Source organism: Fictibacillus sp. 23RED33 (genome assembly GCF_015903925.1).
Taxonomy (GTDB): Bacteria; Bacillota; Bacilli; order Bacillales; family Fictibacillaceae; genus Fictibacillus; species Fictibacillus phosphorivorans.
On record NZ_JACZDX010000005.1, the window covers coordinates 56,969 to 79,412 of the forward strand.

Genomic DNA, 22,444 nt, shown 5'->3' on the forward strand with positions numbered 1-22,444 from the left:
GAGAAGATGCTCAAGGGCGACTTCCAACTAACATTCCTTAAGGATTCTTTCAGCAGATGAATCCTCTCTCTAAAAGGTGTTATGTTGTACTATTCCCTGTCTACGCGACAATATAGAATCTGAGTATATTTTATACAACTTATCTGTTTTTAGTCAATAGTATTACCGTAACTTATAAAAGTTATTCTATGCCTTTGATCGCCCTTTGGTGAAAGCCTGTCTTTCACATTAATTATATTGTTGCATAAATTATAAAAAATGGGCGAATGGAGGGCTTGTCTTGTCTAGAAAGTATTTTCGAAAAACACGTTTTCCTGGGTGGTTTGTCACACTCAAACAAACAATCGGACAATTGACTGCGCCACTTATTGTCTTTCAGCTTTTAAGGACGATACTATTTCCATCTGCTGTTGATTTTATCATCCTTTTAACCTTAGTGATCCTCCATGTGTGTTTCGCTTATGATGTTCTTTAAAAAAACAAAAAAAGATCACATATAGTCGTTATATGTGATCTCCTTCATCATTTATGTGAATTTTTGTTGGAATAGAATCTGTTTGCTCTAAAGGTGCAGGTGGGGGAGCCATCATAATCGCATCACAGAAATCTCGGATTTTTTTCATGGCTCTTATTCTGCTCTCAAGCCTATGCACCATTTCAATTTGAGAATAATCGTTCCGTTTCATGCAATAAAGGTCCACTGCATTAAAAACAGGTTCAGGATAAGATAAATAACTAATTAATAATCCTCTTTCTTCGTTTAGCAAGGGTACGTGTTTTTCATAAAGGTCTAATAATGATTTTCCTTCTTCTGCAGACCATTCCTTTTGATGAGCTGCTCTTCTAAAATAAACGGCTAAGTCTCTGATTGGTGTATCCAGAACGGCCTTTTCAAAATTGAGTAGATGGCCTTCACCTGTTGGGTTAAAGATCAAGTGATTCCTTGAAACCTTACCGTGACAAAGTACGCTCCGGTAGCGTTTTTCTCTTTGACACGTTTCATACCATTCTTTCAATCTTCTTTTCGCTTCTTCTGTCATTCTCATGATCTGATGAAAGTGACTAAGGTACGTTAGTTCAAAGGGAGACATATACGTTTTCTGTTCTGCTTCTTCCGTAAATCTCTCCATTTCATATTGCCGATTTTCCCATCTGTTCATGAGATACTGATACGAATGTTCTACCACTTCATTTGAAAAGTCTTGCTCCTTCAGTGTTAACGCATGAATCTTTCCTAAGTGATCGATAAGAACTTCATCTTTCGCTCTCTCATTTCTTTCATCAGACGCAAACCATGGCATTAAATAATACGTTCTTGATCCTAATTGAACCGTATAATCACCAAACTTTGTAGGATACAGAGGAACGACCTGATGAAAACCTATCTCAGAAAGACGTTGGATCACATGCGTAAACCAGCTTCTTTCATCCTCTGACATCTCTGCTTCTTTCAGTGCAAATGTACCCCTTTTCGTTACGACCTTCTTAACTCTCCCATGCTGCTCTAACTTCTCGGGAAATAGATCATAATGAAAAAGGACGGGCCCGTAATTTAATGTATCTTTTTCCGTTGTCATAGGGCCACCTTCCTTCTTTTTTCATCAAACCATTCGGTTACTGTTTTGACCAATGTTCGATTTTTTTCCCAGCAATCTTCATATCTTTTCAAGCCATCTATCATTCTTTCTAAGGAGCTGTTATCTAATTGATCTAAGCAATCATACAGTTCCCAAGGCATAACGACCTCAGCTAAAAGTAACAACCCATGCTCTTGTTCCAAAGAAAAATGCTTATTCACCTCCGTTAACAGCCGTTTTAAAGAAGAAGGTGAGGTTTGTTCCAGCCACTCTACCATAAACTTACGAAGTGGCAGATACCCCTTTACTGGTAAAGATTCACCACCCTGATAAAATAAGAAGTGAAAGATTTTCTTCCCATTTTTTACGCTTAGCTCTTTATCAAGAACAGGTAATGCATGATTTCTCATTCTATTTTTTATAGCACGAGAAAATTCCAATCTTTGCTTACTCTCTTTTATACTCGTAACCATACATTGAAAGTTAGCTTCTAAATACTTTTGAGCAAGCGTCATACAATGATTCAAATCAAAGACAGGAGGTTCGATCTGTTTCATGAACACCTCTTGATTTTTCACAGACACTGCCGCATTTAGTAATGTGCCGATGAACTGCCCCCAACGTTCAACATCTTCACATCCATACAATGTTTCTGTATGATCATGAACAGTGAGCCACCTGTTTCCATATTTTATGGCAGGTTCACCCGATTTAGTACGAATCATACGATCTGGCACAGCGCCTGAGCCCTTAGAGGACTCATCGCGCCAACTTATGTGCCACCTCATACTCTCGCTCTCACTCCAATAACGGATACGCTTCTCTCCATAATCAGTCAGGATGATATGAGGTTTCTCTTTCCATCGCATCCCATAAAGTTCATATTCCTTTTCTAAGGCGTTGATCAGCTCCATAATAGCACCTCGACCTAACGTGAACTTACTGGGATATATATGATCTGTCCTTCGGTTACTTCCCCTTGCTGCAGTTGGTTCATACGCATGAGAGTGTTCAATGAAATATCATATCTCTCACAAATGTGTTCTAGTGAATCTCCACGCTGAAGAATGTACATTTTCATTTTAGAGAAACGATCTTCTTTAGCAGAAAGCATCTTCGTTAAATAAAGAGCGTTCTCGTCTCTAGGCTCTTCACGTTCTTTATGCATTTCCATAGACTCTGCTTCTGACTCATATTCATCGTAACTCGTATCGTAGGATTCATAAGCTGCTTCCTGTTCTTCTGCTCCGTTGTAACTTGCATTCTCGTATTCTTGTTCAGCTTCATAAGATTGTTCACCATACTCGTATGAAGGACGCTGTGAAGCATTCTGCTGATATTGATAATTTCCGTATTGATTGGATTGCTGTTGATAAGCATCATACTGTTGATACGTTTCTTGCTGCTGGTAAGCATCATGTTGTTGATTTGTTTCTTCTTGCTGGTAAGCATCTTCCTGCTGCTGATACCCACCTTGATTTTGGTACGAAGCTTGTTGCTGATATTCTTCCTGCTGCTGATATGGGTTGTATGAATAAGGTCTATTCGCATCTTGTTGGTAAGATTGCTCATATTGAGGATGGTTTGTTTGGGTGCTAGCTTCATCTTCTTGATATGAAGCATCATAGCTCTCATAGTCACCTTCTACGTGATCATAGGCATCTGAGTTATTATTTTCTTCCATCTCCTCTACCTCTCCATAAAGCTGTGAATTCTCTTCATCAGAATCCGCCAGTTCATCCATAGATGCAGCATCATTGTTTCTTGTATCGTTCATCGAGAACGCAATAGCTTTTAACGAATCGAATGTAGCTTCCATCGTCCGATCATCTTGTGCTTCAAAATGCGGTTTAAATTCAAACGGTGTTGTCTTTTCAGCACGAGCGTCAGCTTCGTTCTCATTAAACCTAGCTGCAAATTCATTAAGGTGTGAAGATTGTGAAGGTACGCCGCCACTTTGACGTGCTTCAAACTGAAAAGGAGTAAAAATATCTTGTTTTTCTTCTTTTTGTACAGACCTTTCTTCTGTGGCACTCGTTCTAACCGCTTCTTTCGGAAGATCGTATGATTGACTTTCCTGACGCTGTTTCTCATCTTTAATCCCGTAAATACAGATCGATGCCGAAAGTTCAAAGCATGTAGAGTTCGGAAGTTCATATTCAAACGATTCGACTTCCACTTTTACCTCATTAGAATCCTCTACACGATAAGATGGGATGGTAATATCGACTGGAAAACGATGCACAAGATCTGTCATCCCATCTTCTGCAACGTTCAGTTGTGTAAGAGAGCGGTAAGACATACTCTCAGAGAGCGTATTATGATCTGATACTCCCTCAGTCTGTTCTTGTTTCTCTGACCGGTATCTGCCATTTAAAATTAGGGCTCCCTTGATATAAACCTGTCCGGCTTCCTCTGTAATACGAATCTCAGGATCTAGTGACATCGACAAAACTTCAGCTACTTCCTGTCCCTTCTTTAGCCAAACAGACTCCTCAATGGAGAAACGCAGCTTCGATTGACTCATGCCCTTCTCCTCCTTTCAGGTTGCATATAGTTATACAATATAGGTGTATGAGGGAACAGGACGAAATATGATTTTTATTAGGTAACAGCTTTCTTAAAAAACAAAAATAGCGTCCGCTGAAGTTAGCGGACGCTACAAAAAATGACTATTTTAATTGTGAGAAAGCCTTTCTGAACGCTGCAACTGTTTTATCAATATCTTCTTCTGTATGAGCTGTAGATAAGAATAATCCTTCAAATTGTGAAGGAGGCAACGAGATACCTTCTTGTAGCATCGTTTTGAAGCAAGCGTTAAAGTGATCCAAATTGGATTGCTTAGCAGTGTCGTAGTTAATCACATCTTGATTCGTGAAGAAAAAGCCGATCATGCTGCCTGCACGGTTAATCGTATGTGCCACACCATAATGTTCAGCGGCTTCAGAAATTCCGGAAGCTAGTCGATCTCCTAGTTTTTGAAAATATGTGTAACTTTCTTTCGTAAGTTGAGAAAGGGTAGCATACCCGGCAGCCATCGCAAGAGGATTTCCTGATAACGTTCCTGCTTGATAGATCGGCCCGCTCGGCGCGATTTGTTCCATGATCTCTCGTTTTCCACCATAGGCTCCAACAGGTAGACCCCCACCAATTACTTTACCTAGACATGTTAGGTCTGGTGTTACTCCAAAATAACCTTGTGCACATTCATAATCCACTCGGAAGCCTGTCATTACTTCGTCAAAGATTAATAAAGAGCCGTGTTGTTCAGTTATTTTACGAATACCTTCTAAAAATCCTTTTTGTGGAGGGACTACACCCATGTTACCTGCGACTGGTTCTACAATCACACAAGCAATATCTTCTCCAAATTGATTAAATGCAACTTGCAAACTCTCAAGGTCATTGTATGGAACAGTGATCGTGTTCTGTGCGATACCTTCTGGAACCCCAGGAGAATCCGGCAGTCCAAGTGTTGCTACACCAGAGCCCGCTTTGATCAATAAGGAGTCACCGTGTCCGTGGTAGCAGCCTTCAAATTTAACGATCTTACTTCGTCCTGTGTATCCTCGCGCTAAACGAAGTGCACTCATCGTAGCTTCTGTACCTGAGTTAACCATACGTACAACTTCGATCGATGGAACACGATCGATTACAAGCTTCGCAAGCTTCGTTTCCATTTCATTCGGAGCACCAAAACTTGTTCCGAGCTCAGCAGTTTGCTTAAGTGCCTCCACTACTTGATCGTCAGCATGTCCAAGAATTAAGGGTCCCCATGACAATACATAATCGATATATTCGTTACCATCGATATCATAAATCTTTGATCCTTTTCCACGTTCCATAAATACAGGATCCATTTTTACAGATTTAAATGCACGTACAGGACTGTTAACGCCTCCAGGCATAACTTCTTTCGCTTCTTGAAAAGCAGCTATCGATTTTTCAAAGCTTCTCATACCAACACCTCTTTCCTTATTTTTCATTCAGCCATCTTGCAGCATCTTTGGCAAAGTACGTAATAATTAAGTCTGCTCCTGCTCGTTTCATAGAGATCAGTTTCTCAAGTACGATGCTTTTCTCATCTACCCATCCGTTCATAGCAGCTGCTTTAATCATGGAATATTCTCCACTCACGTTGTAAGCCACTAGTGGAAGAGGGTACCTGTCTTTTAACTCTCTTAGAATATCTAGGTAAGAAAGAGCTGGTTTTACCATTAAGAAGTCAGCGCCTTCAGCGACGTCTGATTCTGCCTCTCTGAGAGCTTCAAGTCGGTTCGCCGGATCCATCTGATACGTTTTTCTATCACCGAATTGTGGTGTGCTATGAGCTGCATCACGGAACGGACCATAAAAGGATGATGCATATTTAACGGCGTAAGACATGATCGGAACATCATAGAAACCTGCTTCATCAAGCCCTTGTCTGATCGCAGCAACAAAACCATCCATCATGTTTGAAGGTGCGATGATATCTGCTCCAGCTTTCGCCTGTGAGACAGCTGTTTTTGCAAGAAGCGTCAAGGTTTCATCATTCAATACTTCACCATTTTCAATCACACCGCAGTGTCCATGATCTGTAAATTGGCATAAACATGTGTCTGCTATCACAGTAAGTGATGGGGCAACTTCTTTAATTTGTGAGATTGCTTTCTGTACAATTCCATTATGATCATAAGCTGAGCTTCCGCATTCGTCTTTTTCAGCAGGTACTCCAAAAACGATAATAGACTGAATACCAAGACTTTCAATTTCTTTTACCTCTTCTTGAAGAAGGTCCAATGATAGATGATACACACCTGGCATGGAAGGGACTTCTTTTTTGACGTTCTCTCCTTCAACAAAGAACAATGGATAGATAAAGTCAGAGACATGAAGATGCGTTTCACGCACTAGTGAACGCATGGATGCTGATTTTCTTAAACGGCGATGACGCTGAAAATTCATATTAACTTCCTCCTTGAAAATAAGAGATGGCACAGTTCACCATATCTTCTGCGGTAAATTGTTTAGGCATTAATACTTGATGAAACCCGCATTTTTCTGCAGCACTTTTCGTTGTCGGCCCAACACAGATCACAGGCTTCTTATAGACTTCCTCTGTGTTTAACCCTTTACTTAAGAAGGTTACGGCAGAAGGGCTCATAAAAAACAGGCAATCAGCTTGATACACGAGCGACCAATCTAAATGGTCTTCTGATTCAGTTTTGTAAACAACTAATTCTTCAACAAATGCTGTTTCTTTCAACTCTTCTTTAATAAAAGATGGAGCTAGATTTCCTTTTGGAAATAGAACTCTTTCATGAGCTAAGACGTGGTTTTTTAACGTCTTCACTAAGCTTTCTGCATGATAATGTTCAGGCACAAGAATAGTTGTGATTCCTCTGTCTCTTAATGATTCAGCTGTTTTTTCACCAACTGCTGCAAACTTAACACTATTTAGTGAAACGTTATAATCATGAATCAATTGAAAAAAGTAGTCTACTCCATTTTTGCTCGTAAAAACAATCCATTGAAAAGACGACAGATTTTTCAACGTAGACTGTGAATCATCGTTTCTTACACCATTAATAGATACAATAGGAAAAGAAAGAGGGACGCCAGCGTTCTCTTGAATAAGTGAGATTAATGGCTCTGCCTGCTCTTTCGGCCGTGTAACAAGTATTCGCTTACCTGCTAATGGTCCTATAGAAGTATTCATTACGTATTTAAATCCTTTTTCACTGCATCTAGTATTGTTTTCGCACCTAATACCTTTAATTCTTCGGCTAACTCTACACCCACACGGTGCGGGTCCTTGCCTGATTTCATTTCTTTTAACACCGTTTTTCCTTCAGGATCTGCAACAAGACCCGTTAAAGAAACTTCTTGGTTCTCATCCATCGTAGCAAATGCCGCGATTGGAACTTGGCAACCGCCTTCTAACGTGTTCAGGAAAGAGCGTTCTGCTAAAACTGTGTCAAACGTATAAGCATCGTTCAGTGTAGCTAATAATTCTTTTACTTCAAGATCTTCACTTCTGCACTCAATAGCTAATGAGCCTTGTCCTACAGCAGGGAGACACAGGTCGATGTCCAAGTATTCGGTTACAACATCTGTAGACCAACCCATTCTTTCAAGTCCTGCAGCTGCTAGGATGATCGCATCGAACTCACCGGACTTTAATTTGTTAAGACGAGTATCAATATTACCTCGAATAGATTTAATCGTTAGATCTGGACGTCTGTTTAAAACCTGTGCAGCTCTTCTTAGTGAGCTTGTCCCAACAATTGCACCTGCAGGGAGCTCTCTTAACGACGAATACTTTTCAGATATTAGAGCATCTCTCGGATCAACACGTTTAGGAGTACAGCCGATCTCGAGCCCCTCAGGAAGTTCAGAAGGCATATCTTTCATGCTGTGAACGGCAATATCAATCTCTTTATCTAACATCGCTTGTTCGATTTCTTTGACGAATAAACCTTTTCCGCCTACTTTTGAGAGCGTAACATCAAGAATGATATCCCCTTTTGTTACGATCTCTTTTACTTCAAATTCAAAAGGCATTCCTGATTTTTTTAATTGATCGATCACCCAATTTGTTTGTGTGATCGCTAATTTACTTCTTCTTGAACCTACTATAATTTTTCTCATGATATGAATCTCCTATTCTTTACTTATACCAAAGGTGAAATTCAGTGAAAGTCGACGCTAAAAAGTAGTTGATCAAAACGACTAGGAAGGCAGCAGCGTTCCAAAGCGCTAACGTTTTACCTTGCACACCTCTTCCAACCTTTTGATAGAGGTAAGTACTGTAAACCAAAAGGACAATAAATGACGAGATGACTTTGGCATCAAGAAGTGTAAAGTCACTTATTTTCCAGAATGCCCATACGACTCCCAATATTAGACTAAGCAAGAGCAGCGGCACTCCGATCGTATTCAATCGAAAAGAAAGTTTCTCTAAGTATGATAGACTCCCAAAACGCTGCAGCCTTTTGCTCCATTTCTTTCGCTTCAACATGCCATGCTGTAGCAGGTACATGAACGAGAATATGAAGGAGAGTGAGAATGCTCCATAAGAGATAAAAGCCATCGTTATATGAATGATTAATAATTCTGAGATCAGCTGCTTCTCAATCACTGCACTAGCTTGCCCTGTTGGAGCAAACAAGTGGATCGAGACGAGCAAGAAACCAAGAATGTTCGTAAAAAACACGAGAAAATCAACACGGAAAAACCTGCTCATGACAACTGAGAACGTCACGAGGATCCATGCATAAAAAAACAGGCCTTCCGAGGGTGTTAATATTGGAAACCGTTGATCTTTCAGCATCCTTAACACAAAAAAGACCGTTTGAAGTACCCAGACAATAGAAAGCAACCAGAAAGCAAATCGGTTCGCTTTCCGGTTGTTTTGAAGAAAATCTATAAAATAGCCTATGATGCTAAGTGCATATAGAACGATAGTAAGATCATATATCCAATTCATTTTTGCTCACACTCCATGAGCTCGAGGGAAACGAGAGCTTAAGTTCTTACTACAGCCGAAGGAACCACTTCATCTGTTAGTGAAGACTTCTCTTCGACGTTTGCAGCAAATGCTGTTTCCAACTGCTTCTGTTTATCCAAGTATTCTTCGAGTCCGAAAATTTCGGTAAATAATTGCAACTGTTCTTCAGCTCCTGGTTCACCAGCCATCTCTTTGGCTCTAGTCACAGGATCACGAAGCAATTGATTCACGATACTCTTCGTATGTTTGCTTAAAATTTTTCTTTCCCGATCTGTAAGATCCGGCAGCTTGCGCTCGATGCTTTGCATGGTTTCAGCTTGAATGTTTAATGCCTTTTCTCGTAGTGCAGAAATTAACGGTACTACACCCAGCATTGAAATCCAAGATTGGAAAGCTACAATTTCAGCTTCGATCATAATCTCAATCTTTTCCGCTTCTTTCATTCGTTCAGCAAGATTAGACTCTACGATCCCTTCTAAGTCATCGATATCATAAAGAAAAACACTTTCTAAATCATGAAGCTCAGGATCTAGGTCACGAGGTACTGCAATATCTACCATGAACAATGGAAGACCTTTGCGTTTCTTAACTGCTGGTGCAGCCATTTTCTTTGTAATGACAAATTCACTAGCACCAGTGGAAGAAATCACGATATCTGCCTTAATGAGCAAACTTTCAAGATCTTCAAAAGGATGTGCTGTACCATGAAACTTTTTAGCTACCTCTTGTGCCTTTTCAAAAGTTCGGTTAATAACAAGTACTTCATTTCCTCCACTCGCATGCAGATGTTTCGCTGTAAGCTCACCCATCTTACCCGCACCAACGATCAAGATGGTTTTATTTTGCAAACCACCAAAGATTTTTTTAGCGAGTTCGACAGCTGCATAGCTAACCGATACCGCATTTTCACCGATATCCGTCTCTGAATGACATCTCTTCGCAAATGTGATCGCTTGTTTCATGAGTTTATTAAATATGGTCCCTGTTGCATCAAGTTTTTGTGATTCTAAGAACCCATCCCTTACTTGACCAAGGATTTGTGTTTCACCGATCACCATAGAATCCAAGCCAGCAGCTACACGAAAAAGATGCTCGACAGCTGCTTCTCCGTCTCTGATGCTCAAGAATGGTGAAAGTTCTTCTTTATCAATTGAAAACCAGTCCGCCAAAAAAGATTTGATGTAGTATCTTCCGGTATGAAGCTGATCGGCAACAGCATAGATCTCAGTACGGTTGCACGTTGAAACGATTACACATTCAAGTATACTTTTTTGTTTTCGGAGTGTAGAGATCGCATCCGTTAATTCAGCGGGCTGAAAAGAAACTTTTTCCCGAATTTCTACGGGTGCCGTTTTGTAATTAAGTCCAACCACTAGAATATGCATGCGCTCACCTCCCTTAATTATGTATGTTCTTTACTAATTATAACATGTCCCAAAATACGGAATATCCAATAATGTGAACAGAATTTAAACGTTTATGCTATGATGTATTTATTATCTTTTTGGTGCGTGTATAGCAGTTTTAGGATAACCATAATTACTAAAACTTAGCACCAATATTAAAAATAACAAAAATCGACCAATTTAGCAAAGGTTTACGTTTAAGATGGAGGCATTATGAAACAAAGAAACACATTCAGCGGCATCATTTTACTCGGAATTGGATTATTCTATTTTGCTAATAGAATGAACATTGAACTGCTACAACCGTATCTCACATGGCCAAGTATACTAATCATCATTGGGTTAGCTCTTCTTTTCCAATCTGGATCCGGAAAAGATTCTTCAAGTATGTTCTCAGGTGTATTCTTGACTGGGCTAGGCGTACATTTTCATGCTGCTACAAAAGTTGCGACATGGCCTGAACCACTTCCTGTTATCGTTTTACTAGCAGGTGTATCATTTCTGATTCAGTATCGAAAAACAAAAGAAGGGCTTATCCCCGGGTTATTGTTATCGCTTTTAGCTCTATGGTTGCTCTTCTTTAAGAGTAATACCCCTTCTGTAGAAAATATATTTGTTAAAGCTGAAGATTTTTGGCCGATTATTTTAATGGTCATCGGGGCTTATCTTATGTTCTTTAAAAAGAAATAGAAACACAAAACCCTCTATGTTTAAAAAACATAGAGGGTTTTGTGTTATGGCTGTTTTCGTAACACCGATGCTCGCCTGAAGTAGTTGATTTCCATTCCAGGTTGCTCGCTTTCCGCGGGGCAGGCGGTGAGCCACATTCGTACGCTACACGTTTAAGTGTCTCACCTGCCGGCCTGTCCCGCAGGAGTCTCGCACCTTCCACTCCAATCAACAATCAAAGAAGTAAATAAAAAGATTTAAAACCCTAAAACTATAATCTATTAGCAAAGAGACGTCATGCTAAAATTTTATAACAGTCATTATTTAGATAGATAAGAATTCAGTACGCCCCACGCTTCATCTTTTCCTTGTCCGGTTTCAGATGAGAAGAGTACGATCTTATCGCTCTTGTCCATGTTTAATGTTTCCTTGACTACTTTTTTATGCTTATCCCATTTTCCTTTTGGGATCTTGTCACTTTTCGTAGCGACTACAATAACTGGAAGCTCATGATATTTTAACCAATCGTACATTAAAACATCATCTTTTGATGGAGCATGTCTAAGGTCAACAAGTTGAACAACTGCTTTTAACTGATCGCGTTCAACGAGATACTGCTCGATCATCTTGCCCCAAGCTTCTCTTTCTGTTTTTGACACTTTAGCAAAACCATAGCCAGGTACATCTACAAAATAAAAACTTTCATTTAGGATATAAAAGTTTAACGTCTGAGTTTTCCCAGGTTTTGAAGACGTACGTGCTAAATTTTTTCTGTGAATCATCTTATTAATAAAAGACGATTTCCCTACATTCGAGCGTCCTGCCAAAGCAATCTCCGGAAGATTGCCTTCCGGATATTGTTTTGGTCCGACTGCCGATATTACGATTTCCGCTGTATTTACTTTCACTTTCTATCACCTGCTAATGCAACTTTTAATACCTCATCTAAATGAGATACGGTTATAAAAGATAATCCCTCTTTAACCGATTGTGGAATATCTTCAATGTCTTTCTCGTTTTCTTTCGGAAGGATGATGGTTTTGATTCCTGCTCGATGCGCACTTAATGATTTTTCTTTCAAACCACCAATAGGCAACACACGTCCTCTGAGCGTAATCTCCCCGGTCATCCCCACATCTTTTCTAACTGGCTTTTTGGTTAGTGCTGATACTAACGCTGTAGCAATGGTTATTCCTGCCGAAGGACCATCCTTTGGTGTTGCTCCTTCAGGAACATGTATATGAATATCTGTTTTTTCATAGAAATCATGGTCGATTCCCAGCTCTTCCACTTTCGTGCGAACGTAGCTTAACGCAGCTTGAGCAGATTCTTTCATAACATCACCTAACTTACCCGTTAAGATCAGTTTGCCCTTACCAGGTGATAGTGCTACCTCGATGGAGAGAGTATCTCCGCCTGCTGTCGTATAAGCTAATCCCGTCGCTGCACCAATTTGGTCTTCAAGTTCTGCTTGACCATATCGGAAACGGGGTTTACCAAGATAATCTTCAAGGTTTTTAGCAGAAAGTACAACCTTTTTCTTTTCAGATGATACAATTTGCTTCGCTGCTTTTCTGCATAATCCTGCAATTTGCCGTTCAAGATTACGCACACCCGCTTCACGTGTATAATTACGAACCAGCTTTAGAATAGAATCATCCTTGAACTGAATCTGGCTTTTCTTTAATCCATGTTCTTTCAACTGTTTTGGAATCAAGTGATTTTTAGAAATATGCAGCTTTTCAACCTCTGTATAACCAGCGATCGAAATAACTTCCATTCTATCTAATAACGGACCTGGAATTGTTGAAAGCGAGTTTGCTGTCGTAACGAACATGACTTTAGATAGATCGTACGGCTCTTCGATATAATGATCGCTGAAGGTACTATTCTGTTCAGGATCCAGCACTTCGAGCATCGCAGAGGAAGGATCTCCTCTAAAATCACTCGACATCTTATCGATCTCATCAAGCAAGAACACAGGATTGATCGTTCCCGCTTTCTTCATACCTTGAATCAATCGGCCTGGCATCGCACCAACATATGTTCTTCGATGTCCTCTAATCTCAGCTTCGTCTCTTACACCGCCAAGAGAAATTCTTACAAAATTCCTGCCGATTGCACGTGCGATCGACCTTGCTAACGATGTCTTACCAACCCCTGGAGGTCCAACTAAACAAAGGATCGGCCCTTTTAGTGAATTTGTCAGCTTCTGAACAGCAAGATATTCTAAGACTCTATCCTTCACTTTTTCAAGACCATAATGATCTTCATTAAGAACTGTTTCCGCATGTGGAATATCCAGATTATCAATCGTTTCTTGTTTCCAAGGTAGATTAACAAGCCACTCGATATATGTTCTGATAACAGAGCTCTCAGCTGAAGAATTAGGCATCTTTTCATAGCGGTCAAGTTCTTTTTTTGCAAGTTCCATGACCGTCTCAGGCATATCAGAAGATTCAATACGTTCTTTGAGCGTACTCACTTCACCAACTTTGCCTTCTTTATCACCTAGCTCTTTTTGGATCGCTTTCATCTGTTCGCGCAAATAATATTCTTTTTGCGTTTTTTCCATCGCCTTTTTAACGCGTTGACCGATTTTCTTTTCTAGACCTAGCACTTCTTTTTCATTGTTTAAAAGGTCCAGTAAGTGTTCAAGTCTTTCTTTCACATCAAAGATCTCTAGGATTTTTTGCTTTTCTTTGATCTTTAAAGAAAGATGTGAAGAAATAACATCAGCCAAGCGTCCAGGTTCGGTAATATCTTGAACTGAGGCAAGGGTTTCAGGCGTTACTTTTTTCGATAGGTTTATGTATTGTTCGAATTGAGCCAGAACAGCTCTCATAAGAGCTTCCGTTTCGGCTTCTTTCACTTCAATATCATCTGTTAGTTCAACTTCTACTTCTACATGGGTCTTCTCGTCCGTGAACGAAGTAATTTCTCCGCGTTTAATACCTTCAACAAGTACTCTGATCGTGCCATTAGGCAGTTTGAGCATCTGATTTACTTTTGACAACGTTCCTACATGATAAATTTCCTCTTGTGCTGGATCTTCAATAGAAACTTCTTTTTGAGTAGATAGAAAGATCATCTGATCATCAAGCATCACTTTTTCAAGTGCTTGAATAGATTTTTCTCTTCCTACATCTAAATGAAGTACCATTGTTGGATAGACCAACAATCCGCGAAGAGGGAGGAGCGGAAGAACTCGTTTTTCCCCCATTAAAAACACCTCCGAAAACTGCTATGTAATCATTAATTATATGCTTAGTCTTTGTACAATTCTACCGATAATGCTTAACTTTGTCTAATGTAAGCTTCGGATTGTTAGAAAACTCCTAATAAAACGTTCTCCTAGCCTGATAGAAATTTTTTATCATCCTATTTTCCGAATAAAAAGAAACTCCCTACTTCTCCTTATACAGAAGAAGGAGGGGAGTTTAAGGCAGCAGACGCAGGAATAGATTGCTCTTCACCGTCATCTAAAAATGCGTGTTGAAATACTTCTGAAAGTTTTTTTACTGGAATGATCTCTACGTCTTCAATCGTATCGAAAATCTTTTGGTTATTCTCAAACGGGATAAGAACACGTTTTGCACCTGCATCTTTCGCAGCTAGTATCTTTGCCATCACTCCACCGACTGGTTTCACTTTACCATGTATGCTGATCTCACCTGTCATTGCGATTTCATGATCTATTTTAATGTTATGAATAGCTGAGTAGATGGAAGATGCGATCGCTATACCTGCTGATGGACCGTCTACCGGGCCACCACCTGGAAAGTTCACGTGGATATCATACATGGATGCATCTACTCCCATGTAACGAAGTACTGTAATAACGTTCTCCACTGAACCTTTTGCCATACTTTTTCTTCGAATAGACTTCGATTGATTACCGATACTCTCTTCTTCTGCTATTCCTGTTATCGTTATGGAACCTTGTTTCTTTGCAGGAAGTACGGTTGTTTCAATCTCAAGCAACGCTCCGCTTGTTGGACCGTATACAGCAAGACCATTCACTAAGCCAATCTTTGGTTTGACTCCAATTTTCCTTTCTGGTCTTGGAGCCATTCTACTTGAGTGAGTTACCCACTCTACATCGCTCTTTGTGATGTTTTTTCGTTGTTCGGTGATCGCTAACCCTGCTGCAATTTGAATCATATTAACTGCTTCTCGACCGTTTCTAGCATATTGGGCCATGTATGATAATGATTCATCATCAATCCCTAACTGAATCTTATCAGCTGCTCTTTTAGCGATCTGTTCAATTTCAGCTGGCTGCAATTCTCTAAAGAACACTTCTAGACACCTAGAACGAATTGCAGGAGGTATTTCTTCCGGCATACGAGTAGTAGCACCAATCATTCGGAAATCTGCAGGCAGACCATTTTGGAAGATATCATGAATATGATGAGGTATGTTCGCATTCTCTTCCGAATAATAAGCACTTTCTAAAAAAACCTTACGATCCTCTAGAACTTTGAGTAACTTGTTCATTTGTATAGGATGAAGTTCACCGATCTCATCTATAAAAAGAACACCGCCATGCGCATTCGTAACAGCCCCTTGCTTCGGCTGAGGAATTCCCGCCTGTCCCATAGCTCCAGCACCTTGGTAGATCGGATCATGCACAGAGCCAATCAATGGATCCGCAATGCCTCGCTCGTCAAAACGAGCAGTTGTAGCATCCAATTCTACAAAAACTGCTGTAGAACGAAAAGGAGATGACTGATTTCGCTTCGCTTCTTCTAATACTAATCGTGCTGCTGCTGTCTTCCCCACTCCTGGAGGGCCGTAAACGATAACATGCTGAGGATTCGGTCCACATAAAGCAGCTTTCAACGCTTTTATTCCATCTTCTTGTCCGATGATATCTTCAAACTTTCCAGGTCGAACACGTTCAGACAGAGGTTCTGATAGGGAGATCGAACGCATTCTTCTAAGCTGCTCCATCTCTTTTCTCGATTCTTTATCCACACTTACTTTTTGAGAACGCTGGTTACGCAGCAAGTTCCAAAAATATAGCCCGATAACAATCCCAAAGAATAATTGAATAAGTAATGCTATGCCAGTCCAGTTCATTGTTTTTCCTCCCGGTACCTATGTAGTGATAATCATAGTATCTCCGAGGAGGTGGTGAACTAAACGGTCAACCTTTTAAAAAGACAATTTTCACATAGGTCACAATATGTAATGAAGATCTGTTTACATTATTGAACATGACAAATCAGAAATTCTGATTTTAATCCTATTGGATATCACCGCTTCATTTACTTTTATTGCTGTTTGACCCAAAGGGTGTCCATTTTGACCCATAGATCTATGAATTTGACCCATAGATTATGGTTTGACTCATAGACCTCTCTTTTTGACCCATAGAAGTCTTCGTTTGACTCATAGGTGTCTAGTTACGACCCATAGAGATCATACTTTGACTCATAGGGATCGGCTCACTCGCAATCAGGCTATAAAATGAAATAGGGCTTACCCTCCAAAGATCAGGTGAAGTGCTTTTTGGGGTCAGCCCTATCTTTTTAATAACTTAACTTCATCAATACGCTCTTAATCTCTTCATCATTCATAATCAGTTCGGAATTTTTCTCCGTAATTTTAGCCAGTGCGACCACATCATAAAAGAACTCAATAAAAACTTTAATAAATGGCCGCGGTTTCGCCTTCAACGCTTGCCAGCTTTATCTTTCCATCCCTGCAAAGATGACTTCCGTATCATCGACGACCACTAAACGAAAGCGCCTAGCGAGTGATGTTCTTGTGCAGGAATCAACGATGTGCGCATGAGAAAGCGCGGACTCCAATGCATCCACTCCCTGCTTTTCCTTTTCCCGCAGAATCAGTATGATCTCTTAAATATCGTCTTGCCAGCCAGATACGCGAATGGATTTGAATTTATTTAATAACACTACTTTTGTACTTTTTTTAGTCATACTGTTCCCCCAAAAATGATACGAACATTTTACCGAACAACTATCACAGGTCTAGTTTTTAATTTCCCAAACAAAAAAGACCAGCATAAGCTGGTCTCAAAATTAAGCACTCTCTTTTGGAGTCTCTTTTGATTGTTCAATAACCGTACCGTCTTCTAACTCAAGAGTTGGTGGTACTTTATCAGAGATCGTTTCTTTCGTCACGATACATTTAACAACATCTTCACGAGAAGGCAACTCAAACATTACGTCAAGCATAACTCCTTCAATGATCGAACGAAGTCCACGCGCACCTGTTTTACGTTCAATGGCTTGAGCAGAAATTTCTCGAAGAGCTTCATCGGTAAATTCTAGCTCGACACCGTCAATATCCAATAACTTTTGATATTGTTTTACAAGTGCGTTTTTAGGTTTTGTTAAGATTTCAATCAACGCTTCTTCATCAAGAGGGTTTAAGTTTGAAATAACCGGTAAACGACCGATAAATTCAGGAATTAAACCAAAGCGAAGTAAATCTTCAGGAAGAACTTTAGACAAGTATTCTCCCGCTTTTAAATCAGCTTGTTTCGTTTCAGAACTGAAACCGATCACTTTCTTACCAAGTCGGCGTTTGATGATTTGTTCGATACCATCAAAGGCTCCACCACAAATGAACAGAATGTTTGTAGTGTCAATTTGGATGAACTCTTGGTGAGGATGCTTTCTTCCTCCTTGTGGCGGTACACTAGCTACTGTACCTTCAAGGATTTTAAGAAGAGCCTGCTGAACGCCTTCACCAGAAACATCTCTTGTGATAGAAGGATTTTCAGATTTACGTGCAATCTTATCGATTTCATCAATATAGATGATTCCCTTTTCTGCTTTTTCTACATCGTAGTCAGCAGACTGGATTAATTTGAGTAGAATGTTCTCTACATCCTCACCAACATATCCAGCTTCTGTTAAAGATGTAGCATCGGCAATAGCAAAAGGTACGTTTAAGATACGAGCCAACGTTTGAGCAAGTAGTGTCTTACCACTTCCTGTTGGTCCGATCATTGCGATATTACTTTTCGCCAATTCTACTTCATCTGATTTTTGAGTTGAATTGATACGTTTGTAATGATTGTAAACGGCTACAGAAAGAGATTTCTTAGCCTGACCTTGACCGATTACGTACTCGTCAAGAATTTTACGAATTTCTACTGGTTTTGGTACTTCTTTTAGTTCTACATCCTCTTCTGTACCTAATTCTTCTTCTACGATTTCTGTACAGAGTTCGATACATTCATCACAAATATATACACCTGGTCCAGCAACCAGTTTTCTTACTTGATCTTGTGTTTTACCACAGAAAGAACATTTTAATTGCCCTTTTTCATCATTAAACTTAAACAATGATATCACCCCTAAAACGAGAATATGGATGAAACGCTTGACTAAAATTCAGATATGTTCTGAAGGAAAGTCTGATTATCTTTTCTACTACTTAAGCATTCCGTTGATTATAATGGATTGTATCACACTTCCATATTAAAACGGAAATAATAACGCTTAATAAATATGTATGGTAACGCTCTATATAAGTATGAACAATACCGTAAGATTTAAAACCTATTTTTCAAATAGGATGTGTATTTTAATAGAAATTTAATATGTATGGCAAAACAAGGCACGATACATAAGGATCGCGCCTTGCTTAAGTTTTATGAACTTATTTAATTAATGATTAAACAGTCTTGCTGTTTTCCAAAAGGAAATCAATTGCTTTACGTACTTTCAAGTCAGCTGCTACTGCATCATTTCCACCTTGCATAGCAAGCATTTGCTTGATTTGTTCTACTTCCATTTGGTACATTTCAGCCATCTTGCTAAGTTCAGCATCGATTTCTTCTTCAGAAACTTCGATGTTTTCAGCTTCAACGATTGCTTCAAGTACTAGGTTAGTACGAACACGCTTCCCAGCATCTTCTTTCATTTGCTCACGAAGTGCTTCTTCGCTTGTACCAGAGAACTGGTAGTAAAGCTCAAGGTTCATACCTTGCATTTGAAGACGTTGGCCAAATTCTTGAACCATACGGTCAAGCTCTGTGTTTACCATTGCTCCAGGGATATCGATTTCTGCATTCTCAGAAGCTTTTTCGATAACTGTTTCACGAGTTTTGTTTTCAGCTTCTTGCTTTTTGCTCTCTTCAAGCTTTGTGCGAAGTTCTTTTTTAAGATCTTCTAAAGTTTCAGCATCGCCTTCAGCTTCTTTAGCGAACTCGTCATTAAGCTCTGGAAGTTGTTTAGCTTTGATATCGTGGATATTTACTTTGAAAACAGCAGGCTTACCAGCTAGTTCTTCAGCATGGTATTCTTCAGGGAAGTTTACGTTAACTTCTTTTTCAGCACCAGCTTTTTCACCAACTAATTGCTCTTCAAAACCTGGGATGAAAGATCCAGATCCGATTTCAAGAGAATAGTTTTCAGCTTTTCCACCTTCGAAAGCTTCGCCATCAACGAATCCTTCGAAATCGATGTTTACAGTGTCGCCATTCTCAACTGTTCCATCTTCTTTAACAACAAGTTCAGCTTGTTGTTCTTGTAAAGAAGTAAGTTCGTTTTGAACATCCTCATCTGTAACTTCAGTTTCAGTCTTTTCAACCTCAAGACCTTTGTAATCACCAAGTTTAACTTCTGGTTTTACGATTACTTTAGCTGTGAAAACAAGGTTGCTTCCTTGTTCCATTTTTTCGATGTCAACTTCTGGACGATCGACTGGCTCGATACCAGCTTCTTGTACAGCGTCTCCGTATGCTTTTGGCAATAGGATATCTAGAGCGTCTTGGTAAAGAGACTCTACTCCAAAACGTTGTTCAAAAAGTCTACGTGGCATTTTCCCTTTACGGAATCCTGGTACGTTAACTTGCTTTACAACTTTTTTGAACGCTTGATCAAGCGCTGTATCTACTTCAGTTGCCTCAACTTCTACCGTTAAGACACCTTGATTACCTTCTAACTTTTCCCATTTAGCAGTCATTAAATGTTCCCTCCAACATCGGTATTTCCATAACTATCATATAGATTACAACCATTCCATTATAGCATAGACGTTCTGTATTTCAACAAGTTACATCACTTTCTCATTAAGTCTGCATATAAAATCTTTCCAATTCGACGAGAACCTTTACTGCTCTTTGTAATTCTTCATCTTCTTGATCCGTTTCTTCTTCCATCCCACATAGAATATTCGCTGCCATAACAGCAGCCTCAAACCAAAGTACCTTATTCTCTGGAGTTGGTGAGAAAGGATATAATGCGAGTGAATAATCCTTCCAAACGGCAAGCGCGATCTCGAGCAGTGATGGATTCTCTTGTTCGAGTTCGTCTTTAATCAAAGATTTTACTTCCTTATAAAAGAAATGATCATTTAAATCAGTGAGCTTCGCGATGTCAACTTCAGTGAATTGTCCATATTTCTCTATCCTTACGATTTTGTCTACTTGATTTTCTTTAAGATATTGCAGAATTAAGCTTTTAACAGCCGGATGCTTTTTTTCATCTATTAAAAATGACTCAAACATCGGTACGATCATGTCAGGACCAAGCCGCTTCAACTGTTGTACAGCCATCCACTGCGAGTCTGCCTGATCGCTTGCAAGCATCTCTTTCAATACTTGAAAGTCAGGATTAGCTGGAGGTGCTGTTGGAAGTTCAGGATCTTTCTTTACTTCAGGAACACCTTCCTGCTCAATTACTTTACGACTGAACTGTAGAAGCTGATAAAACGTTTCAGCTTTGTCTGCAGGAATCTTCTGCTCTTCAAGAACTGCTTCGATCACTGAAACAACGGTTATGTATTCTGATAACTGAACTAATATGCTTAAGTAGATTTGAAGTACATCATAATATTCGCCGATCCCTTCTTTAAGCATACGATCACATCTCTGTTTTGCTTCATGTAATCGACCTAATTCAACCAAACTTAAAACAAGCCCAAGATTACCTTGTGCATGCATTGGGTCTGCATAAAGCAATTGTTCAAAACAGGATAAAGATTCATCGTATTTTTTACTTTTTAAAGAATCCATTCCTTTTTCTAAAAGACGTCCATTTAAGTTAGGAAACCGAACGATATTGTTTTTGTTGTTCTTTTCGTTAGTCATCACAACTCTCCGCTTCCATTAATATTTGACTAAAGAATAGCAGTTTCGCGAGGTGAACTCAAGATAACTAAGAAGATACAAACCTGAATTCCACTTTAACACGCAGTGAGAAAATGCTAAACTTCTTCATTAACGGCTTTTATCGTACCCTTTGTTGCTTTTGTAAGTAGTTTGTTAAGCATAACCAAACCAAAAGGCTTACTCAAAAGATATCTCTTCTAAGCAAGCCTCTTTATTAACTAATTCTTTTCAAGTTCACCTTATCGGCCATCCCTTTATATAATGACCATTTAACCGGGTCTACATTACCGCCACTGATGATGAGCCCAACTTTTTGATCGAGAGCAAGACGGCTGTGAAACATAACTGCCGCCAAACTAGCCGCGCCTGCACCCTCTACGACCACCTTTTCACGTTCAAGCATAAACATCATCGCATATGCAATTTGCTCTTCCGTCACGGTGACCATTTCGTCAACATATTTTGAGATCACAGGAACAGTAATATCTCCAGGCTTAACAACCGCGATTCCATCCGCGATCGATGTACAGCGAGTTAACGTTTTTCTAGAAGCGCCTGTGAAGGCTTGATATACCGCACTGGCATTCGCCGATTGCACGCCAACTACTCGCACATCTGGTCTGATTGACTTTACGGCGAGAGCGATTCCAGCCAATAGCCCTCCGCCTCCTACTGGTACAACAATCGTTTTTAGTTCTGGTTTTTGTTGCAGCATCTCTAGAGCTACGGTACTTTGTCCAGCGATCACATCGTAATCATCAAAAGGGTGAACAAAGACTCCTCCGTTGTTCTCTTCTTCCCTTTTTGCTGCTTCATATGCCGCCTGATAATTATCACCTTCTAAAACGATATCTGCTCCATACGATTTTACGGCGTCTATCTTGGAAAGCGGTGCGTTTTCAGGCATGAAGATCTTAGAGTTTATTCCACGCAGTGAACAGGAAAGCGCCAATCCTTGTGCATGGTTGCCAGCTGATGCTGCGATCACACCCCTCGCGCAGTCTAGTTCGTTTAGGGTTGAAACTTTGTAATAAGCTCCTCTTAATTTAAATGAACCCGTTTTCTGTAGGTTCTCTAGCTTCATATACACGTTTCCACCGGTCCATTTGTTAAGCGTTGTGGATTGTTTGAGCGGAGTACGGTGGGCGATTTTTGAGACTTCCTCCAATGCGTGAAATAAACGTTCCGCTGTGATTGTTAAATC

The 22,444-nt window shown here is 39.8% G+C and carries 19 protein-coding genes and 1 other annotated feature (1 of these 20 only partly in view); of the genes, 2 read left to right on the forward strand and 17 right to left on the reverse strand.

The features are described 5' to 3' along the window. Positions 1–112: a binding site (T-box leader), on the reverse strand (it extends 111 nt beyond the left edge of the window). Positions 113–280: 168 nt separating this feature from the next. Beyond that, positions 281–475: a hypothetical protein gene (locus IHV09_RS16230; RefSeq protein WP_066396554.1), complete on the forward strand. Its 195-nt coding sequence runs from the start codon at positions 281–283 to the stop codon at positions 473–475. Between the two features lie 28 nt (positions 476–503). On the opposite strand, the gene ysxE is transcribed toward IHV09_RS16230, so the two are convergent. The 9 genes from ysxE to hemA all read right to left on the reverse strand — a co-directional run bounded on the left by ysxE (position 504) and on the right by hemA (position 10,454). Continuing rightward, complete coding sequence (gene ysxE / locus IHV09_RS16235) at positions 504–1,577, reverse strand: spore coat protein YsxE (RefSeq protein WP_197264969.1); 1,074 nt, start codon at positions 1,575–1,577, stop codon at positions 504–506. Next, positions 1,574–2,491, reverse strand: a complete 918-nt coding sequence (locus tag IHV09_RS16240; RefSeq protein WP_197264970.1) for a hypothetical protein — start codon at positions 2,489–2,491, stop codon at positions 1,574–1,576. Before IHV09_RS16240 ends, ysxE begins: the two co-directional genes overlap by 4 nt. Before the next feature lie 14 nt (positions 2,492–2,505). Continuing rightward, complete coding sequence (locus tag IHV09_RS16245; protein WP_197264971.1) at positions 2,506–4,104, reverse strand: LysM peptidoglycan-binding domain-containing protein; 1,599 nt, start codon at positions 4,102–4,104, stop codon at positions 2,506–2,508. A 145-nt stretch (positions 4,105–4,249) separates the two neighbouring features. Beyond that, complete coding sequence (gene hemL, locus IHV09_RS16250) at positions 4,250–5,536, reverse strand: glutamate-1-semialdehyde 2,1-aminomutase (RefSeq protein ID WP_197264972.1); 1,287 nt, start codon at positions 5,534–5,536, stop codon at positions 4,250–4,252. Positions 5,537–5,552: 16 nt separating this feature from the next. Further along, positions 5,553–6,524, reverse strand: coding sequence for a porphobilinogen synthase (gene hemB / locus IHV09_RS16255; protein WP_197131356.1), 972 nt, complete (start codon positions 6,522–6,524; stop codon positions 5,553–5,555). A gap of 1 nt (position 6,525) precedes the next feature. Then, complete coding sequence (locus tag IHV09_RS16260; protein ID WP_197131358.1) at positions 6,526–7,278, reverse strand: uroporphyrinogen-III synthase; 753 nt, start codon at positions 7,276–7,278, stop codon at positions 6,526–6,528. Further along, complete coding sequence (gene hemC / locus IHV09_RS16265; RefSeq protein WP_197131360.1) at positions 7,278–8,210, reverse strand: hydroxymethylbilane synthase; 933 nt, start codon at positions 8,208–8,210, stop codon at positions 7,278–7,280. The genes IHV09_RS16260 and hemC overlap by 1 nt, the downstream gene beginning before the upstream one ends. A gap of 19 nt (positions 8,211–8,229) precedes the next feature. Then, the gene (locus IHV09_RS16270; protein WP_197131374.1) at positions 8,230–9,048 is read right to left on the reverse strand and encodes a cytochrome C assembly family protein; all 819 of its coding nucleotides are present in this window, start codon (positions 9,046–9,048) and stop codon (positions 8,230–8,232) included. 38 nt (positions 9,049–9,086) lie between these two features. Continuing rightward, complete coding sequence (gene hemA, locus IHV09_RS16275) at positions 9,087–10,454, reverse strand: glutamyl-tRNA reductase (protein ID WP_197264973.1); 1,368 nt, start codon at positions 10,452–10,454, stop codon at positions 9,087–9,089. 234 nt (positions 10,455–10,688) lie between these two features. Here hemA and IHV09_RS16280 point away from each other — a divergent pair, with 234 nt between their 5' ends. Then, the gene (locus tag IHV09_RS16280) at positions 10,689–11,165 is read left to right on the forward strand and encodes a LiaI-LiaF-like domain-containing protein (RefSeq protein ID WP_197131380.1); all 477 of its coding nucleotides are present in this window, start codon (positions 10,689–10,691) and stop codon (positions 11,163–11,165) included. 299 nt (positions 11,166–11,464) lie between these two features. On the opposite strand, the gene yihA is transcribed toward IHV09_RS16280, so the two are convergent. The 8 genes from yihA to ilvA all read right to left on the reverse strand — a co-directional run bounded on the left by yihA (position 11,465) and on the right by ilvA (position 22,408). Beyond that, on the reverse strand, positions 11,465–12,052 hold the full coding sequence (gene yihA / locus IHV09_RS16285; protein ID WP_197131383.1) for a ribosome biogenesis GTP-binding protein YihA/YsxC: 588 nt from the start codon (positions 12,050–12,052) through the stop codon (positions 11,465–11,467). Beyond that, positions 12,049–14,367, reverse strand: a complete 2,319-nt coding sequence (gene lon / locus IHV09_RS16290; protein ID WP_197189533.1) for an endopeptidase La — start codon at positions 14,365–14,367, stop codon at positions 12,049–12,051. Before lon ends, yihA begins: the two co-directional genes overlap by 4 nt. A 194-nt stretch (positions 14,368–14,561) precedes the next feature. Then, positions 14,562–16,229 (reverse strand): ATP-dependent protease LonB, encoded by a 1,668-nt coding sequence (gene lonB, locus IHV09_RS16295; RefSeq protein WP_197131389.1) that lies wholly within the window; start codon positions 16,227–16,229, stop codon positions 14,562–14,564. A gap of 452 nt (positions 16,230–16,681) precedes the next feature. Then, positions 16,682–16,828 (reverse strand): hypothetical protein, encoded by a 147-nt coding sequence (locus IHV09_RS16300; protein WP_197131392.1) that lies wholly within the window; start codon positions 16,826–16,828, stop codon positions 16,682–16,684. 366 nt (positions 16,829–17,194) lie between these two features. Continuing rightward, positions 17,195–18,469: an ATP-dependent protease ATP-binding subunit ClpX gene (gene clpX / locus IHV09_RS16305; RefSeq protein WP_191751861.1), complete on the reverse strand. Its 1,275-nt coding sequence runs from the start codon at positions 18,467–18,469 to the stop codon at positions 17,195–17,197. Positions 18,470–18,800: 331 nt separating this feature from the next. Then, positions 18,801–20,093 carry a trigger factor gene (gene tig / locus IHV09_RS16310; protein ID WP_197264974.1) on the reverse strand — a complete coding sequence of 431 codons (1,293 nt, stop codon included), beginning with the start codon at positions 20,091–20,093 and terminating at the stop codon, positions 18,801–18,803. A 106-nt stretch (positions 20,094–20,199) separates the two neighbouring features. After that, positions 20,200–21,219 carry a tetratricopeptide repeat protein gene (locus tag IHV09_RS16315; protein ID WP_197131397.1) on the reverse strand — a complete coding sequence of 340 codons (1,020 nt, stop codon included), beginning with the start codon at positions 21,217–21,219 and terminating at the stop codon, positions 20,200–20,202. 235 nt (positions 21,220–21,454) lie between these two features. Next, positions 21,455–22,408 carry a threonine ammonia-lyase gene (gene ilvA / locus IHV09_RS16320; protein ID WP_197131401.1) on the reverse strand — a complete coding sequence of 318 codons (954 nt, stop codon included), beginning with the start codon at positions 22,406–22,408 and terminating at the stop codon, positions 21,455–21,457. Positions 22,409–22,444: the final 36 nt, after the last annotated feature.

What these genes read in the sequence shown, in the direction of transcription:
- IHV09_RS16280 (WP_197131380.1), top strand. Translation starts at nt 10,689, where the DNA reads ATGAAACAAAGAAACACATTCAGCGGCATCATTTTACTCGGAATTGGA.
- hemA (WP_197264973.1), bottom strand. Translation starts at nt 10,454, where the DNA reads ATGCATATTCTAGTGGTTGGACTTAATTACAAAACGGCACCCGTAGAA.
- hemL (WP_197264972.1), bottom strand. Translation starts at nt 5,536, where the DNA reads ATGAGAAGCTTTGAAAAATCGATAGCTGCTTTTCAAGAAGCGAAAGAA.
- ysxE (WP_197264969.1), bottom strand. Translation starts at nt 1,577, where the DNA reads ATGACAACGGAAAAAGATACATTAAATTACGGGCCCGTCCTTTTTCAT.
- IHV09_RS16270 (WP_197131374.1), bottom strand. Translation starts at nt 9,048, where the DNA reads ATGAATTGGATATATGATCTTACTATCGTTCTATATGCACTTAGCATC.
- lonB (WP_197131389.1), bottom strand. Translation starts at nt 16,229, where the DNA reads ATGAACTGGACTGGCATAGCATTACTTATTCAATTATTCTTTGGGATT.
- IHV09_RS16315 (WP_197131397.1), bottom strand. Translation starts at nt 21,219, where the DNA reads ATGACTAACGAAAAGAACAACAAAAACAATATCGTTCGGTTTCCTAAC.
- IHV09_RS16240 (WP_197264970.1), bottom strand. Translation starts at nt 2,491, where the DNA reads ATGGAGCTGATCAACGCCTTAGAAAAGGAATATGAACTTTATGGGATG.
- hemC (WP_197131360.1), bottom strand. Translation starts at nt 8,210, where the DNA reads ATGAGAAAAATTATAGTAGGTTCAAGAAGAAGTAAATTAGCGATCACA.
- lon (WP_197189533.1), bottom strand. Translation starts at nt 14,367, where the DNA reads ATGGGGGAAAAACGAGTTCTTCCGCTCCTCCCTCTTCGCGGATTGTTG.
- IHV09_RS16260 (WP_197131358.1), bottom strand. Translation starts at nt 7,278, where the DNA reads ATGAATACTTCTATAGGACCATTAGCAGGTAAGCGAATACTTGTTACA.
- hemB (WP_197131356.1), bottom strand. Translation starts at nt 6,524, where the DNA reads ATGAATTTTCAGCGTCATCGCCGTTTAAGAAAATCAGCATCCATGCGT.
- IHV09_RS16245 (WP_197264971.1), bottom strand. Translation starts at nt 4,104, where the DNA reads ATGAGTCAATCGAAGCTGCGTTTCTCCATTGAGGAGTCTGTTTGGCTA.
- tig (WP_197264974.1), bottom strand. Translation starts at nt 20,093, where the DNA reads ATGACTGCTAAATGGGAAAAGTTAGAAGGTAATCAAGGTGTCTTAACG.